Annotated in this window: 18 protein-coding genes; 13 read left to right on the top strand and 5 right to left on the bottom strand. The window is 60.0% G+C overall.

Annotation, left to right across the window (positions count from 1 at the left end; all coding sequences use genetic code 11):
* Positions 1–70: 70 nt before the first annotated feature.
* The 5 genes from NVB75_RS07470 to NVB75_RS07450 all read left to right on the top strand — a co-directional run bounded on the left by NVB75_RS07470 (position 71) and on the right by NVB75_RS07450 (position 2,584).
* Positions 71–319, top strand: a complete 249-nt coding sequence (locus NVB75_RS07470) for a DUF1652 domain-containing protein (protein ID WP_167663323.1) — start codon at positions 71–73, stop codon at positions 317–319.
* A gap of 417 nt (positions 320–736) precedes the next feature.
* Complete coding sequence (locus NVB75_RS07465; protein ID WP_003219711.1) at positions 737–1,057, top strand: YXWGXW repeat-containing protein; 321 nt, start codon at positions 737–739, stop codon at positions 1,055–1,057.
* Positions 1,058–1,104: 47 nt separating this feature from the next.
* Positions 1,105–1,686: an RNA polymerase sigma factor gene (locus NVB75_RS07460; RefSeq protein WP_258346672.1), complete on the top strand. Its 582-nt coding sequence runs from the start codon at positions 1,105–1,107 to the stop codon at positions 1,684–1,686.
* Positions 1,683–2,114 (top strand): hypothetical protein, encoded by a 432-nt coding sequence (locus NVB75_RS07455; RefSeq protein WP_017477134.1) that lies wholly within the window; start codon positions 1,683–1,685, stop codon positions 2,112–2,114. Before NVB75_RS07460 ends, NVB75_RS07455 begins: the two co-directional genes overlap by 4 nt.
* The gene (locus NVB75_RS07450; RefSeq protein ID WP_258346671.1) at positions 2,111–2,584 is read left to right on the top strand and encodes a periplasmic heavy metal sensor; all 474 of its coding nucleotides are present in this window, start codon (positions 2,111–2,113) and stop codon (positions 2,582–2,584) included. The genes NVB75_RS07455 and NVB75_RS07450 overlap by 4 nt, the downstream gene beginning before the upstream one ends.
* 46 nt (positions 2,585–2,630) lie before the next feature.
* Here the strand turns inward: NVB75_RS07450 and NVB75_RS07445 are convergent, their stop codons facing one another.
* Positions 2,631–3,179 (bottom strand): hypothetical protein, encoded by a 549-nt coding sequence (locus NVB75_RS07445; protein ID WP_258346670.1) that lies wholly within the window; start codon positions 3,177–3,179, stop codon positions 2,631–2,633.
* Positions 3,180–3,494: 315 nt separating this feature from the next.
* On the opposite strand from NVB75_RS07445, the gene NVB75_RS07440 reads away from it, so the two are divergent.
* Together NVB75_RS07440 and NVB75_RS07435 are read left to right on the top strand one after the other, a co-directional pair.
* Positions 3,495–3,704, top strand: coding sequence for a hypothetical protein (locus NVB75_RS07440; RefSeq protein ID WP_258346669.1), 210 nt, complete (start codon positions 3,495–3,497; stop codon positions 3,702–3,704).
* Positions 3,705–4,852: 1,148 nt separating this feature from the next.
* Positions 4,853–5,053 (top strand): hypothetical protein, encoded by a 201-nt coding sequence (locus NVB75_RS07435; RefSeq protein WP_258346668.1) that lies wholly within the window; start codon positions 4,853–4,855, stop codon positions 5,051–5,053.
* A 48-nt stretch (positions 5,054–5,101) separates the two neighbouring features.
* On the opposite strand, the gene NVB75_RS07430 is transcribed toward NVB75_RS07435, so the two are convergent.
* Positions 5,102–5,995, bottom strand: a complete 894-nt coding sequence (locus NVB75_RS07430) for a LysR substrate-binding domain-containing protein (RefSeq protein WP_258346667.1) — start codon at positions 5,993–5,995, stop codon at positions 5,102–5,104.
* 118 nt (positions 5,996–6,113) lie between these two features.
* On the opposite strand from NVB75_RS07430, the gene NVB75_RS07425 reads away from it, so the two are divergent.
* From NVB75_RS07425 to NVB75_RS07415, 3 genes are read left to right on the top strand one after another with little or no spacing between them, the layout of a single operon-like run.
* Positions 6,114–7,118: an aldo/keto reductase gene (locus NVB75_RS07425; protein WP_258346666.1), complete on the top strand. Its 1,005-nt coding sequence runs from the start codon at positions 6,114–6,116 to the stop codon at positions 7,116–7,118.
* Positions 7,119–7,134: 16 nt separating this feature from the next.
* Positions 7,135–7,932 carry an SDR family NAD(P)-dependent oxidoreductase gene (locus tag NVB75_RS07420; RefSeq protein ID WP_258346665.1) on the top strand — a complete coding sequence of 266 codons (798 nt, stop codon included), beginning with the start codon at positions 7,135–7,137 and terminating at the stop codon, positions 7,930–7,932.
* A gap of 30 nt (positions 7,933–7,962) precedes the next feature.
* The gene (locus tag NVB75_RS07415) at positions 7,963–8,379 is read left to right on the top strand and encodes an SRPBCC family protein (RefSeq protein WP_258346664.1); all 417 of its coding nucleotides are present in this window, start codon (positions 7,963–7,965) and stop codon (positions 8,377–8,379) included.
* A 125-nt stretch (positions 8,380–8,504) separates the two neighbouring features.
* Here NVB75_RS07415 and NVB75_RS07410 read toward each other — a convergent pair whose 3' ends face one another.
* Both NVB75_RS07410 and NVB75_RS07405 read right to left on the bottom strand, forming a co-directional pair.
* Positions 8,505–9,902 carry a cell wall metabolism sensor histidine kinase WalK gene (locus NVB75_RS07410; RefSeq protein WP_258346663.1) on the bottom strand — a complete coding sequence of 466 codons (1,398 nt, stop codon included), beginning with the start codon at positions 9,900–9,902 and terminating at the stop codon, positions 8,505–8,507.
* Positions 9,880–10,563, bottom strand: coding sequence for a response regulator transcription factor (locus tag NVB75_RS07405; protein WP_010564812.1), 684 nt, complete (start codon positions 10,561–10,563; stop codon positions 9,880–9,882). The genes NVB75_RS07410 and NVB75_RS07405 overlap by 23 nt, the downstream gene beginning before the upstream one ends.
* Before the next feature lie 368 nt (positions 10,564–10,931).
* On the opposite strand from NVB75_RS07405, the gene NVB75_RS07400 reads away from it, so the two are divergent.
* Entirely contained in the window at positions 10,932–11,837 is a 906-nt protein-coding gene (locus NVB75_RS07400) for a hypothetical protein (protein WP_003219728.1), read from the top strand.
* Positions 11,838–12,240: 403 nt separating this feature from the next.
* Positions 12,241–12,645, top strand: coding sequence for a hypothetical protein (locus tag NVB75_RS07395; RefSeq protein WP_258346662.1), 405 nt, complete (start codon positions 12,241–12,243; stop codon positions 12,643–12,645).
* 198 nt (positions 12,646–12,843) lie between these two features.
* Here the strand turns inward: NVB75_RS07395 and NVB75_RS07390 are convergent, their stop codons facing one another.
* The gene (locus NVB75_RS07390; RefSeq protein WP_258346661.1) at positions 12,844–13,959 is read right to left on the bottom strand and encodes a Gfo/Idh/MocA family protein; all 1,116 of its coding nucleotides are present in this window, start codon (positions 13,957–13,959) and stop codon (positions 12,844–12,846) included.
* Positions 13,960–14,390: 431 nt separating this feature from the next.
* On the opposite strand from NVB75_RS07390, the gene NVB75_RS07385 reads away from it, so the two are divergent.
* A complete protein-coding gene (locus NVB75_RS07385; RefSeq protein ID WP_258348554.1) occupies positions 14,391–15,431 on the top strand; it encodes a YCF48-related protein in 1,041 nt (346 codons plus the stop codon).

The raw sequence follows: 15,431 nt of genomic DNA, 5'->3' as shown, positions 1-15,431 counted from the left end.
CAGGTTGAAAAAGCTCATCTACCCTGGACGGATCACGTCCACCGAGTCTGGTCCAGCGAAGGGTGCCCGCATGGTCTCGATAGCCGAGTTTCGCCACATCATGGAGTCCGGTTTCCTGCCGCTCGCCTGTGACTGTTCATTGAACAGCGATGGTTCTCTGCGCATCAATATCTTCGACCCGGCGTCCGGGCGCGTCGACCTGCTGCTGACCCGCGTGTCTCCCCAGGGTCTGGACAGCATCCGTTCCATCTCAAACCTGATTGGCGAACTGCGCACCGAGATCAAGGCCGGGCGCAGAGGGTTTGCGGCATTCGGTTAGAGGCTCAAGAGACCGCTTGTGCCGAGGGTGCGGTCACCACCCCGTAACCGCGCCAGCAGCAATGATCTCGGTGCCCCGGCAGGAATACGCAGCCGCCAAGGTTCAAGAGCAGGACAGCGGCAACCAGCAGTGAAATTCGACGAGACATGGTGATTTCCTCAAGGTAGTGAACGTTGAAAATCAACAGGCATGCCTGCTGATTGCCAACGGTTAGTCCTTGAACGCGTCCGCCTGGCCAAATCCGTCGGCGCTTTTTGCATATTTCATCAAACCCCCGCAAACCCTGGGCAATACTGGCCCTGTCTACCGTCCTGAACGGTCGCGAAAAAAGTTGATGTTGACGCGACGGATTATTCAGACACTCGCCGTTCAACCCTACAGCTGCGATCACTGGCGATCGCCGATGAAGGAGTTGTCATGAGACTTGCACGACCGCTGGCCAAATTACGTTACGCCCTGTTGATCCCACTGGCGCTGGCCGCCCTGGTCAGCACGCCGACCTTTGCCCAGACCGAAGTGATCATCCGTGAAGCGCCACCGCCGATGCGCGTCGAGGCCGTTCCCGTCGAGCGCCCGGGTTATGTGTGGGACCGCGGGCACTGGCGTTACGAAGGGCGCGGATATGCCTGGGTGCCGGGCCACTGGCAGCCGGTGATGCGCAACGCTCGTTGGGAACCGGGTCATTGGGAGTCGCGCGGCCCCAACTGGTACTGGAGAGAAGGGCATTGGATCCGCTGACCCTCCCGTCACCCTGACCCTTAGCCACCGGACCGAGACTTGCCCTATTGAAAGACACTGATCCGGACGTTGAGCTGTTGGCCCGCATCGGTAACAACGAACCGGCGGCCATCAACGAAATGGTGACGCGCAAACTCCCGCGTTTGCTCGCGCTCGCCAGTCGGATCCTCGGGGATGCCGACGAGGCCAGGGACGTGGCCCAGGAAAGCTTTCTGCGGATCTGGCGCCAGGCTGCGAGCTGGCGCAGTGGCGAAGCGCGTTTCGACACCTGGTTGCACCGCGTGGCGCTCAACCTGTGCCATGACCATTTGCGTCGGCGCAAGGAGCGCCCGTTGCACGACGAGGCGGCCATGAGCGAAGTGATCGACACGGCGCCTGCGGCCGATGAACAGCTGGAAGCCGCCGCCCGCAGTGAGCACATGGCGGCGGCGCTGGCGTCACTGCCTGATCGCCAGCGCGAGGCGATTGTGTTGCAGTACTACCAAGAGCTGTCGAATATCGACGCCGCGGCGCTGATGAACATCAGCGTCGAGGCACTGGAGAGCTTGCTGTCACGGGCCCGGCGCAACCTGCGCAGTTACCTTGACGACACACCCGGGCCCGCCCGCCCAGGAAGGGGGAAACCATGACGCCTGAACGATTTGCCCAACTGGCCGAGGCTTACGGCGGCCACCTGCACCGTTGGCCCCGTGCCGAACAGGCGCAGGCCCAGGCACTGCTGGACGCAGGCGATGCCGGCGCACTCGAGGTGCTGCACCAGGCGCGATGGCTCGATGGCCAGTTGGATGCCTACCAACTGGCGCCCGTCGACCCGGCGCTGGCGCGGCAGATTCGCCAGTCGTTCCCCCAGCGCCAATCCTTTTGGGCACGCTACGCCGGCTGGCTATCGCCCGCCGGCTTCGTCGGCGTGGGCATCGCCGGGATTGCCGCCGGCATCCTGGTAGCGTCCTTGAGCGTACCGTTGCCCACACTCGGTCCTGAAGTACTGCCCAGTGTCTTCGACCAGGGCGACGCCGACGTCGTCTTCACCGTCAACGCCGAGGAAAGCGAGCAATGACCCCGTCACCCAAGTACCTGAAGCCGCTGCTGGTTGTGTCGGTGTTGTTCAACGTGTTTTTGATCGGCGGTGTCGGCGGTGGCCTGTACCACTGGCTGGCGAATACCAAGCCCGCCGAAGCGGTGGTGAACCAGCATGGCCTGCGCCAGGCGATGGTCAAGCTGCCGCCGGAACGGCGCAAGGAACTGCGCCAGTTGTTGCGCCAGAACCGCGCCGACAGCCAGCCGCTGGTACTTGCCGGGCGCGAGGCGCGACTGGACGTGATCAAACAACTGGAGGCGCCGACCCTGGACCGTGCGGCGTTGGTGACGGATCTGAGCAAGGCCCGGGAGGCGGACATGGCGCTCCGGGCGCTGGTGGACAACACCCTGGCGCAGTTCGCCAGCACCTTGCCCCGGGATGAGCGTCAGCGGTTGGTGGAAGCGCTGTATTTGAAAGGGCAGGCGAAGGGCAAGGCCGGGCAGAAGTAACTGAGACGAAGGAGCGGACACCGCTCCTCAACTTCCCGGCATAAGTTTAAGGCAGTGAGTATTTCATTGAAGCGAACGACGTCGCCAGAGTTCTGTAAATGAGCTCATCACTGCTATCAATGAATGTGTCGTCATTTGCATCTTGCGCAGCTAAAATTTTGCGATAGCGCCCTTGGGGGTCACGGTCGGTAGCGGTGACGATTGCGTCGGGATTGTTAAAGTCGATATTGTTGTCCTTGAAGTGATACATGAGGACATCGGTTGGGGCGGTGTCAGAAAACATTATCAAAATTCGAGTGAACTTTTGAACGTGATTTTCACGGTAATTGGAGGGCTTTAAGCTTTTGATCTGCTTGATAATATTGGCCGCCAAAATGTAATAGGACCTGTCGTCATCATCCTGAATGTTATCTTCGGTGACATCTTCTGGCCAAGTAGCAGTGTCATAGTCCCAGCCCAGTGTAGAGGACGAAATAATCACATCGTACGTGGGCGAATAGAGGTCGTCGTTGCCTTCTTTATAGCGTGACATAACGACTTCTGGAGCCCCGGCGCCATCGGTGTCTCTGAACTCATAAAGTTGTCTGTTTTTCATGGGAACTCCTTGTTATCGGATCAGGCTTTGATATTCATCACTGACGAAAATAGGCCATCAGTCCCTATGTATCTACTGTCATAGTTGACAGGTGTCTACTTATCCAGTGAACCTCTCTTAGAGTGGTTTTCCCGGCGGTATTTTGCCCAGGTATGGGCGACAACGACGGATGGAGAGGTTGTATTTGAAGGGACAGACACAGGGCAAGGCGGCCAGAAATAACTGAGACGAGCGACGGATTTTCCCGGTTGGCCGCGTTTAACCCGGGTAAGCCCGCCACTCAGGCGACGGCTAGTCTCATTGGGGAACCGTGCCATGTCCCGCATATTCAAGGCCACGCTGGCCGCCACGTTGATGGCGGCGGCGTTGTCCGGTTGTATTGTTGAACCTGCTCATCCGCGGCGCCCGCCGCCGTTGGTTGAGGTCGTGCCGGTAGCACCTGCGCCAGGGTATCAGTGGGTGCGGGGGCACTATCGCTGGGGGAACGGGCAGTGGCTGTGGGTGCCGGGGCATTGGCGCTACTGATCCACCACACGTTCAACGGCGACACCGAAACCCTGTGGGAGCTGGATTGCCTGCGATGGCATCGCCTTGGTCTGACCGACAGACCGAGGCGCCTGCATCGCGGGCAAGCCCGGCTCCCACATGAGCTCCCTGCGGAACTGAATGTATGAAGATCGTTCCCACGCTCTGCGTGGGAATGCCGCTCCGGACGCTCTGCGTCCAGTTGGCGAAGCAAGGTTCAAGTCTTGCGCAGTGGTGACGCGGAGCGTCACAGGATGCGTTCCCACGCAGAGCGTGGGAACGAGCATTAATCACCGGATGGTATCGCCTTGGTCTGACTGACAGACCGAGGCGCCTGCATCGCGGGCACGCCCGGCTCCCACATGAGCTCCCTGCGGAACTGAATGTATGAAGATCGTTCCCACGCTCTGCGTGGGAATGCCGCTCCGGACGCTCTGCGTCCAGTTGGCGATGCAAGGTTCAAGTCTTGCGCAGTGGTGACGCGGAGCGTCACGGGATGCGTTCCCACGCAGAGCGTGGGAACGAGCATTAATCACCGGATGGCATCGCCTGGGTCTGACTGACAGACCGAGGCGCCTGCATCGCGGGCAAGCCCGGCTCCCACATGAGCTCCCTGCGGAACTGAATGTATGAAGATCGTTCCCACGCTCTGCGTGGGAATGCCGCTCCGGACGCTCTGCGTCCAGTTGGCGATGCAAGGTTCAAGTCTTGCGCAGTGGTGACGCGGAGCGTCACGGGATGCGTTCCCACGCAGAGCGTGGGAACGAGCATTAATCACCGGATGGCATCGCCTGGGTCTGACTGACAGACCGAGGCGCCTGCATCGCGGGCAAGCCCGGCTCCCACATGAGCTCCCTGCGGAACTGAATGTATGAAGATCGTTCCCACGCTCTGCGTAGGAATGCCGCCCCGGACGCTCTGCGTCCAGTTGGCGATGCAAGGTTCAAGTCTTGCGCAGTGGTGACGCGGAGCGTCACAGGATGCGTTCCCACGCAGAGCGTGGGAACGAGCATTAATCACCGGATGGCATCGCCTGGTTCTGACTGACGGACCGAGGCGCCTGCATCGCGGGCACGCCCGGCTCCCACATGAGCTCCCTGCGGAACTGAATGTATCGGAGTACCACAAAGGTTTTGCTTCAAACTCCCATGAGCAAAATCAAGGTGAATATTTTGTCCAGTATTAACAACGCTCAACCTTCACAAGCCGGTATGGCCCAGTCCAATTCTTTCGACGCGATCGCTGCTTTCGGGGGCGGTCAGGATGATGACCAGCAGGAGCAGGTCCGAGCGAAACGGCCCAACGCCGAATCCGCTGAAACGACTGGGCGACCTCAGATCAACTACTGACGGATAGTCTGCTCGCCCGTGAGCGGCATGTCCTGTTATTGGCAAGCGTCATGCCAGGGGCTCTGTCAGGACTTTCCTGAACGTCTCCACCAACGGCCGCAAATTGATCCGATGCCACGCCGCCCACAGCGGCGTGGTGTAGGTCAGCCACGGCAGTTCCCGCAGCACCACGCCCGGCGGTGCATTGCGGCTCAAGCCCTTTTGCACCATCGCGACACCTAACCCCGACGCCACCAACCCCAACGCGGTAAACGGCTCGCTGGCTTCCATCGGAATCTGCGGGGTGAAACCTGCGCGAATGCACGCGGCAACAAAGTCATCCGCCGGGTTTGCCCCGGGTTTGCGTTGCACGCCAATCCATTGCTGGTCGGCCAGATGCTCAGGCAGCAATTCGCTGACGCTGGCCAGCGGATGCTGCTCGGGTAGCGCCAGCAGCATCGGGTCGTCCAGCACTTGCAGGGCGATCAGGTCCGGGTCATCCGCCGCCGGTGGCTCGCCCACCAGGGCGATATCGAGGCTGCGTTGGCGCAGGCCTTCCAGCTGTTCGGCAGAGGGCAGGTTGTACAGCGCGATATGCACGTTGGGCCGTGCGTCGCGCAAGACTTTCAAGGCATTCGGCAGCACGCCCGCGTGCATCGCGTTTTCGATGTAGCCGATGCACAGCCCGCCTTCTTCGCCTTTGCCCAAGCGCCGGCCCAGGGATTCCAGGCGGTTGGCGTGGGTCAGCAGGGCCTTGGTTTCTGCGAGGAACGTCTGGCCGTCGCGGGTCAGGCGGATGCGCTGTTGGCTGCGCTCGAACAAGGTCAGGCCCAGGCGTTCTTCCAGTTGCGCGATCTGCCGGCTCAGGGGCGATTGGGAGATGTGCAACCGTTCGGCAGCACGCCCCACGTGTTCTTCTTCAGCGACTACAACGAAGTAACGCAATTGACGGAAGTCGATCATGTCAGACCTTAAGGGACTCAAGTTGGTCGCAGTATGTCTTGGACGGTCCGATCTCTGCAATCTAGGATCTGCTCAACGGTCAACACAGCGACCTTGAACAATCTTGAGGATTTACCCCATGAGCTTGAAAGACAAACTCCCCGGCGTGCTGGGTTTTGGCACCGCCCCATTGGGCAACATGTTCCGCGCCATCCCGGAAGAAGAGGCGCAAGCCACCGTTGAAGCGGCCTGGAACCAGGGCGTGCGCTACTTCGACACTGCACCGTTCTACGGTTCGGGCCTCTCGGAAATCCGCCTGGGCCAGGCCCTGTCGAAGTACAACCGTGACGACTATGTACTCAGCACCAAGGTCGGCCGCCTGATTCTCGATGAAGTGGAAGAAAGCGCCCGCGACCTCGGCGAGAAAAGCGGTGTGTTCGAACACGGCCGGCCGAACAAGATGGTCAACGACTACAGCGCCGACGCCACCCTGCGTTCCATCGAAGACAGCCTCAATCGCCTGCAAACCGACCGCCTGGATATCGTGTGGATTCACGACATTGCCCAGGACTTCTACGGTGACCAATGGCTGGATTATTTCAACCAGGCGCGCACCGGTGCCTTCAAAGTGCTGACCCGCCTGCGTGAAGAAGGTGTGATCAAGGCCTGGGGCCTGGGCGTCAACCGTGTCGAGCCTTGCGAGTTGACCCTGGACCTGACCGAAGCCCAGCCCGACGGCTTCCTGCTCGCCGGTCGCTACACCTTGCTCGACCACGAACGTGCCTTGCAGCGCCTGATGGACGCGGCCCTGGCGCAGAACGTCGAAATCGTGGTCGGCGGCCCGTACAGCTCCGGCATCCTGGCGGGCGGTGCGCATTTTGAGTACCAGAAAGCCAGCCCGACGATCATCAGCAAAGTCGAGCAGATCAAGGCGATTGCCGCTGCTCATGGCGTCAGTGTGAAAGCCGCTGCACTGCAATTCTCCCTGGCCCATCCGGCAGTAGCGGCAGTGATTCCGGGTGCCAGTCGTCCGGGTCGAATGGCTGAAGACGTCGCGGCGTTGTCAGAGAAGATTCCCGCAGCCTTTTGGCAGGCCCTGCGCGACGCCCGATTGATTTCGGCCCGTGCACCGCTGCCGCTCTAACCACAGGAACGCGAACATGAAAATTGATATCAGTGGCAAAGTCGCAATCGTCAGTGGCAGCACCGCCGGGATCGGCCTGGGCATCAGCCAGGCCCTGGCGCAATCCGGCGCCACGGTGGTGGTGATCGGGCGTGAATCGAGCAAGGTCGACGAGGCGCTGGCGACGATTCGCCAGGCAGTCCCCGGCGCTGAGCTGCGTGGCCTGGTGGCAGACCTGGGCACGGCCGAGGGCGCGGAAAAACTGTTCGCCGCCGAGCCGCGGGCCGACATCCTGGTGAACAACCTCGGGATCTTCAACGACGTCGATTTCTTCGACGCCCCCGACAGTGAGTGGACGCGTTTCTACGAGGTCAATGTGATCTCCGGCGTGCGTTTGTCGCGGCACTACACGCCGGGCATGGTCGAGAAGGGCTGGGGACGGGTGATCTTTGTGTCGTCGGAATCGGGCGTGGCGACGCCGGCCGACATGATCAACTACGGCGTCACCAAAAGCGCCAACCTGGCAGTGTCCCATGGCCTGGCCAAACGCCTGGCGGGCACCGGGGTAACGGTCAATGCAATCCTGCCGGGGCCGACCTTTACCGATGGCCTGGAGAACATGCTCAAGGACGCCGTGGCCAAGTCCGGGCGCAGTGCACGGGACGAGGCGGATGTGTTTGTGCGCAATGCGCGGCCAACGTCGATCATCCAGCGCGCAGCGAATGTGGATGAAGTGGCGAATCTGGTGGCGTACATTGCTTCACCGTTATCGTCTGCAACCACCGGTGCCGCGTTGCGGGTCGACGGCGGTGTTGTCGACAGCATGGCGATCTGATTTTTTCTTGAATGGTTTGGAGTGTTAGTCGTGGCAAAAGCATCTGCTGTTATTGAAATCCCGGTTTCGGCCGAACAGGTTTGGCAATTGGTCGGAGGCTTCAACTCGCTGCCGGACTGGCTGCCCTTTATCGTCAAGAGCGAGCCGAGTGAAGGCGGGCGTGTGCGTCATCTGCAAACGGCCGATGGTGGTGTGGTGGTGGAGCGGCTGCAACGCTTTGATAACGCGGCGCGTACTTATAGTTACTCCATCAGCGAGTCGCCGTTTCCGGTGAGTGAGTATCTGGCGACGTTGAAGGTTGAGGCGTTGACGGACAGCACCGCCAAGGTCACCTGGTCGGGTGTGTTTACCCCGGTGGCGGGTGTGACGGATGCAGCGGTGGAGGAGTTGTTTACCGGTGTCTACAGCGGCGGGCTGGAAGCATTGCGTGGCAATTTCCCAGGCTGAATGAAGATCAAATGTGGGAGCGGGCTTGCTCGCGAATGCGGTGGATCAGTGCCAGATGGGTTGACTGACACTCCGCATTCGCGAGCAAGCCCGCTCCCACATTGGTTTTGTGGTGTTCTTCAGGCTCAGGCTTCAGGCATCAGCTGCTGGCGGCATTCGAGGATCAGCTTCGCGCCGCCACTTTCGCTGCTGCCCACTTCCAGTTTGAACCCGTGCAGGTTGATGATCGCCGCCACAATCGACAGCCCCAACCCAAACCCGCCTTGCTGTTGATTGCCTTCGTCCACTCGATAAAAACGCTGGAACACTGCCGCACGTTCCGCCGCCGGAATCCCGGGCCCGGAGTCGAGCACTTCGATGCGGGTGCTGCCGGCATCGTTCACGCCTCGCAGGATCACTTCGCCGCCCGGCGGGGTGAATTTGATCGAGTTGCTCAGCAGGTTGGCCAGGGCTTCGAACAGCAAGGCGCGATCGCCGGTGATCCACGGTAACGAGGCCGGCACTTGCAGCAGCAGTTCCATCTGGCCTTCTTCTGCCAGGGGCAGGTAGAAGTCGTGGAGTTCCTGCAGCAAGGGCAGGGGATCAAGCACCAGGAAGCCCGAGCGGCGCTGATGGTCCTCCAGTTCGGAAATCCGCAGCAAGCCACGGAAGCGCGCCATCAAGGTGTCGGTTTCGGCGATGGCCGCGTCCAGTTGCAGGGCGTGGGGCGCGTCCTCATCGGCCTGCTGCTGGATCCGGTACAGCTGCGCCCGCAGGCGGGTCAGCGGGGTGCGCAGGTCGTGGGCGATGTTGTCGCACACGCCCTTGACCTCGTTCATCAGCTTCTCGATGCGGTCGAGCATCGCGTTGACGATGGCCGCCAGCATGTCCAGTTCGTCGCGTCGGTCAGACAACGGCAAGCGGTGGGTCAGGTCGCCGGCCACGATGGCTTCGGCGCTCGCCTGGATCCCGCGAATCCGCCGCAGCGGGCGCCGTCGCAGCAGGTGCCAGCCAGCCGCGCCGGGAATGATCGTCAGGGTGATGCCCCACAGCAAGGCGTGCAGGATGATCCGCGTCACGCCGAACAGCGAGCCGTTGGCGCGAACCAGAATCAGCCAGCGGCCATCTTCGGTGTGGGTGGCCACGGCGTCGCAGCTGTCGCGGGGCAGTTTCGGGTCATCGGAATTGATGCAGTTGGCCAGGGCATGGATGTGCCCGTCCATCGGCAGGTCCGGCGGTATCACACGGATCGGGCCGCTGATGGGGTTGAACTGGTTGTCGAACAGCCCGTATGCATCAACGCCTTTCATGTCGAAGGTCATGCTGGTGGTCAGGGCTTCCACCAGTTCTTCGCCGTCAAACCGCTGGAACAAATGCTGGCGCTGCATCAGGGAGTGGCGCGAGAGGTCGCCCAGGTAACCGGAGACCTCGTAGTAGAGCACACCCATGAGGATGCAGCTCCAGGCCACGAACAACGAACTGTAGAGCGCCAGCAGTCGGCTGCTGGAAGAGCGCCAGCCTTTAGAGGGGTTCAGCAATGACATACCCGGAACCTCGTACCGTGCGGATCAGCGGCGTGAGGCCCGGCGGGTCGATTTTTTTGCGCAGGCGACCGATGTGCACATCGATCAGGTTGGTGCCCGGGTCGAAGTGATAACCCCAGACTTCCTCGAAGATCATCATCCGCGAGAGGATTTGCCCGGTGTTGCGCATCAGGAATTCCAGCAGTTTGTATTCCGTCGGCAACAGGCTCAGGGGCTGGTCGGCGCGGCTGGCCTCGCGGCTGATCAGGTTCAGTTCCAGATCCGCTACGCGCAAGGCAGTTTCGAACTCCTTGACCGTGCTTTTGCGCCGCAGCAGCACTTCGACGCGGGCGGCCATTTCGTCGGAGGCGAACGGCTTGGTCAGGTAGTCATCACCACCGGCACGCAGGCCGCGTACCCGTTCATCCACGTCGGAGAGGGCGCTGATCATCAGGATCGGTGTGGATACGCCGATGGTGCGCAGGGTGGTGACGATGGCCAGGCCATCCAGTTCCGGGAGCATGCGGTCGAGGGTGATCAAGTCGTAATCACCGCTGACGGCACGGACCAGGCCTTCGCGGCCATTGTCTACCCAATCTACGTCCAGTCCATGGCTACTCAGCTCGGCAACGATCTCCCGGGCCGTTACGGCGTCGTCCTCGATGGTCAAAATGCGGGTCATAAGGATTACCTGGTGAGCGATTCACACTGAAGTGCGGGCATTTTGCCAAGAAATGATAGCCCGCTTCCTAAATAAAAATTTATGTAGGCACAAACGACACAATTCACCTTACCCCGCTGAATCTGAACGAATGCTGTGTGTGTAGGAATTTTTGCGGTCCATGGCGCGTGCATGGGTTATTTCCTACGAGGAATGCATAACGCCCGCCGCTCCAGGCTATTTCTTGCAAGTTGCATGGTTCAAATTAGTTCAAATTACTTAACTCATTGAAATATATAGGCTTTTAATTTCAATACATCTGGCACGTTGCCTGCACTGTCCCTTTTGAGACTTGTAACACTATTTTTCATGCCTGGAGCAAAACAACAATGATTACATCCTCATCCACGCTGCAAGAGTCGAGCACGCTCTCCGGGGTTTCCTGGGGCGCGATCTTTGCCGGGGCCGCTGCTGCGGCTGCACTGTCCTTGATCCTGGTACTGCTGGGCTTCGGCCTGGGCTTTTCGGCGGTGTCGCCGTGGGCCGACAGTGGGATCAGCGCCAAAGGGCTTGGCATTTCCACCATTGTCTGGCTGGCGGTTACGCAAATCATCGCGTCGGGGATGGGCGGTTACATCGCCGGTCGCCTGCGGGTGAAATGGGCCAATATGCACGGCGATGAGGTGTACTTTCGCGACACCGCCCATGGCTTCCTGGCCTGGGCCGTGGCGACACTGGTGACGGCGGTGCTGATCGTCGGTTCGGTCAGCAGTGTGGTCAGCGGTGGTGTGAAGGCCGGTGCCAGTGTGGCATCGGGTGCCGTCAGTGGCATGAGCCAGGTGGCTGGCGCTGCCTCCAAGGGTGAAGACTTCGGCTACTACGTCGACAGTCTGTTCCGTGATGATCGCCCGGCAGCCGTCAGTGATGACGCGGTGCACGGTGTGGTCGCCCGCATCTTCGCTCGCACCGTGAGCAACAATGGTCAGCTGGCACCTGAAGATCGTGCGTACCTTGCACAGTTGATCAGCCAGCGTACCAACCTCAGCCAGGCCGACGCCGAGGCGCGTGTTGACCAGGTCTACGGCCAGGCTCAAAAAGCCCTGGATGACGCCAAGTTGAAAGCCAAGCAGGCTGCGGACACGGCTGCGAAAGTAGCGGCCTACACCTCGCTGTGGACGTTCGTGGCGCTGTTGATCGGTGCGTTTTTTGCCAGCCTCGCTGCAACCTTCGGCGGTCGTCGCCGGGATGCCGTGGTGTACCTGGAAACCACTCCCCACACCACTTCCGTTCGTTAATTCAAGGAGAACCTCATGCGCTCATTACTGCTGTTTTTCCTCGGTGTGCCTATCCCGGTCATCATCCTGATCGCGATCTTCATGCACTGATCCTGTTGCCTGTTTGATCCAAGCCGCGCCTGCTCCAGCAGGCGCGGCTTTTTGTTGCCTTCAGTGAGGTAGCCACGCTAGCGAATTGGAGGTGAAAGTCACCTGCACGCTTGGTGGGGGTGTCAACTACAGGAAAAGTTGGGCCGGTACGTCGTTTTGTTTTATGAGTCGTTTTTTTATTTCTAAATTAACTAAGTTGCTGGTATTTATGACAGTTACAGGTTGGTGCAGAGAATGGTTCTATCAGCTATGTAAGTTCGGACTTTACAATAGTTGTATCGCCTTGCCGCTGCGTAGATTGAGGATTAATTTCATGACGAAAGACACGATGCTTGGTGCGGAAGACAATAGCTTTTCGACGGATTCGGAGGGCTTGAAAGACGTCGTCGTCCATTACCGCGGGGAAGAAACTACCAATCCGGAGTTTTATGGTGGCGCACGTTTGCAATGGACTATTGCAGGCGGGAAAATCAGAATTCAAACAGTATGGTACGGAATTACAAGAAAAAATGTAGAAGGTGGTAATAATGCGAACGTTATTGTCTATTTCAATGGAACAAAGTATTGGGAAATAGACAAAGCGCGGCAAGATGGTCAATGGCATGAGTGGATAAATTGGACGGAGATGCCGTATTCCGGCTCTCTTAAAGTGGAGGTGGAGTTTATATTTGATAAATCAGGCAATGACCCGCGCAGAAGTGCGGTATTCACTATTTAAATCGAGCCAGCAGGTTGCGGTCGCCCAGGTTGAGGGCGATAGCGTCAGTGATCATCGCCGGTGGCCTACCGCCTCATGCGCAAAACTCAAAGCTGACAAAAATCTAATGTGGGAGCGGGCTTGCTCGCGAAAGCGGTGTGTCAGTCGCCAGATATACTGGCTGACACACTGCCTTCGCGAGCAAGCCCGCTCCCACATTTAGACCTCATTCAGCCTGACCCACCGCTCTTCCCGAGCCGCCACCCGAATCGCCGTGGCCAACCTCTCAACCTCCCAAGCCGCTGCAAAATCCGTCCCGTCGCTGCCCTTGCCGGCCAACGCCATCACCAACTCATGCACCTCCAGTGTCTTCAACTCGTTGTACCCCAACTGATGCCCCGGCGCCGGGCTGAACGCCGCATACCCCGGCAGCGAAGGCCCCGCCAGCAACCGCTGAAACCCCTCCTGCCCAACCCGAAACAGCTGCAATTCATTCAACCGTTCCTGATCAAACAACAACGTGCCCCGCGTGCCACTGATCTCAAAGCTCAGGTGATTCTTATACCCATGCTTCAGCCAACTGCTGCTCACCGTCCCCCGCGCACCATTGGCAAACCGCAATAACGCATGCACCTGATCATCCACCGCAATCTCCCGCAGTGCTTCACTCCCCGCCGTAGCAGGCCGTTGCCCATGCACCGTTTGCGTATCGGCGCACACACTCAGCACATCCCCCACCAGGTACCGCGCCATGGACAGCAAGTGACTGCCCAAATCCGCCAACGCGCCGCCGGCATGCCCCACGTCACAGCGCCAAGACCAAGGCGATGCCGCGTCAGCCATGAAATCCTCGCTGAATTCCCCCTGAAAACTGATGATCTCTCCCAACTCCCCACTGGCGATCAACTGCCGGGCCAGGCCAATCATCGGGTTGTGCTGATAGTTGTAGCCGACCCGCGTCACCACCCCGGCCTTGCTCGCCGCATCACGCATCGCGGCCGCCTGCTCCAGGCTCACCGCCAGCGGCTTCTCGCAATACACCGCCTTGCCCGCCGCCAGCGCAGCCATGGCCATCGGGAAGTGCAAATGGTTAGGGGTAGTAATGGCGACGACATCGACCTTGGGATCGTCGATCAACTGCTGCCAGTCGCCATGGGCCTGGGCAAACCCCCAGTCCGCGGCGCAGCGTGTCGCGCGTTCGGTATCGGCATCGGCCAGGGCGGCCAGTCTGAGCTTCACCGGCAGTTCAAACACCGCCCGTGCGTTATTGAATGCCAGAGCGTGGGCACGCCCCATAAAGCCTGTGCCAATCAGGCCGATTCCGAGTTCGCGCATAGCCGGGTTCCTTCGAATTATTGTTTTGAGAAGGCTATTTATGGAATAAATATTCCCAAAACTCAATACATAGAATAAAAATTCATTCTCGACGACCACACTTCACCCCGTGGCGAGGGAGCTTGCTCCCGCTGGGCTGCGCAGCGGCCCCCAAAAAGCGTGGGAGCGCTGCGCACTCCAGCGGGAGCAAGCTCCCTCGCCACAACAGCCTCCCTCCACGATCACCGCTGCTGATAGCGCTACATTCAGCACTGGCTCAAACCCCTCTCCAGTTAACAAAACATAACGTAGCGCCGATTGTCAGACGATTCCAAAGCCCGCTAGGATGGCCCAGCTTGCCCAAGGCGCTCTAGATTGCAGGTTTCAGGGCTCCCCACGGCAAGACGACCTAACAATAATAAATGGGAGAAAGGTCTATGAGTGAGCCTGTCATGGGTGTGGTGTTTTTCCGCCCGAAGGCCACGCGCAGGGTCGCATTGCTGGCCACAGCGCTCTCGTTGCTGGGGGGTGTCGCGTTGTCGACACCGGCCCACGCCGCCACTGAAACCACCGCCGCAGCGGTGTTTGCCATTGATTCCCCCAAGGCTGCCAAAAGCCTGATGATCGACGTGGTGCACGCAGGCAAACGCCTGGTCGCGGTCGGTGATCGCGGGCACATCCTCTATTCCGACGACCAGGGCGCCACCTGGACTCAAGCCAAAGTCCCCACCCGGCAACTGCTGACCGCCGTATTTTTCGCCGACGACCAACACGGCTGGGCGGTGGGCCATGACGCACAGATCCTCGCCACCACCGATGGCGGCGTGACCTGGACTCAACAATTCCAGGACTTGAAGCGCGAAGCGCCGCTGCTCGACGTGTGGTTCAAGGACGCCAGCAATGGCTTTGCCGTGGGCGCCTACGGTGCGCTGATCGAAACCACCGACGGCGGCAAGACCTGGGACGACGTCAGCGACCGCCTCGACAACGAAGACCAGTTCCACCTCAACGCCATCGCCCAGGTGAAAGACGCCGGGCTGTTTATCGTCGGTGAGCAGGGCAGCATGTTCCGCTCCCATGACGAGGGGCAAACCTGGGAAAAGCTCGAAGGCCCCTACGAGGGCTCGCTGTTCGGCGTGATCGGCACCGCCCAGGCGCAGACCCTGTTGGCTTACGGCCTGCGCGGCAACCTGTTTCGCTCCACGGATTTTGGCAGCACCTGGGAACCGGTGGAGCTGAACGCCACCCGTGGCGCGCTGGAGTTCGGTTTATCGGGCGCGACCCTGCTGGACGACGGTTCCATCGTGGTGGTGGGCAATGGCGGCAGCGTGGTGGTCAGCCACGATGACGGCCTGACCTTCAGCGTATTCAATCGCCCGGACCGCATTTCGCTGTCGGCGGTCACGGCGGCGGGCAACGGCAACTTGATTCTGGCGGGGCAGGGCGGCGTTCGCGTGGCCAGTCCAACCGGCGCCGAGCCGACAAAACAATAA

Source organism: Pseudomonas sp. CBS (assembly GCF_024734645.1).
In the GTDB taxonomy this organism is placed as follows: Bacteria; Pseudomonadota; Gammaproteobacteria; order Pseudomonadales; family Pseudomonadaceae; genus Aquipseudomonas.
The sequence above is the reverse complement of the archived record's forward strand: the minus strand, read 5'-3'. Positions and strand labels throughout refer to the sequence as shown.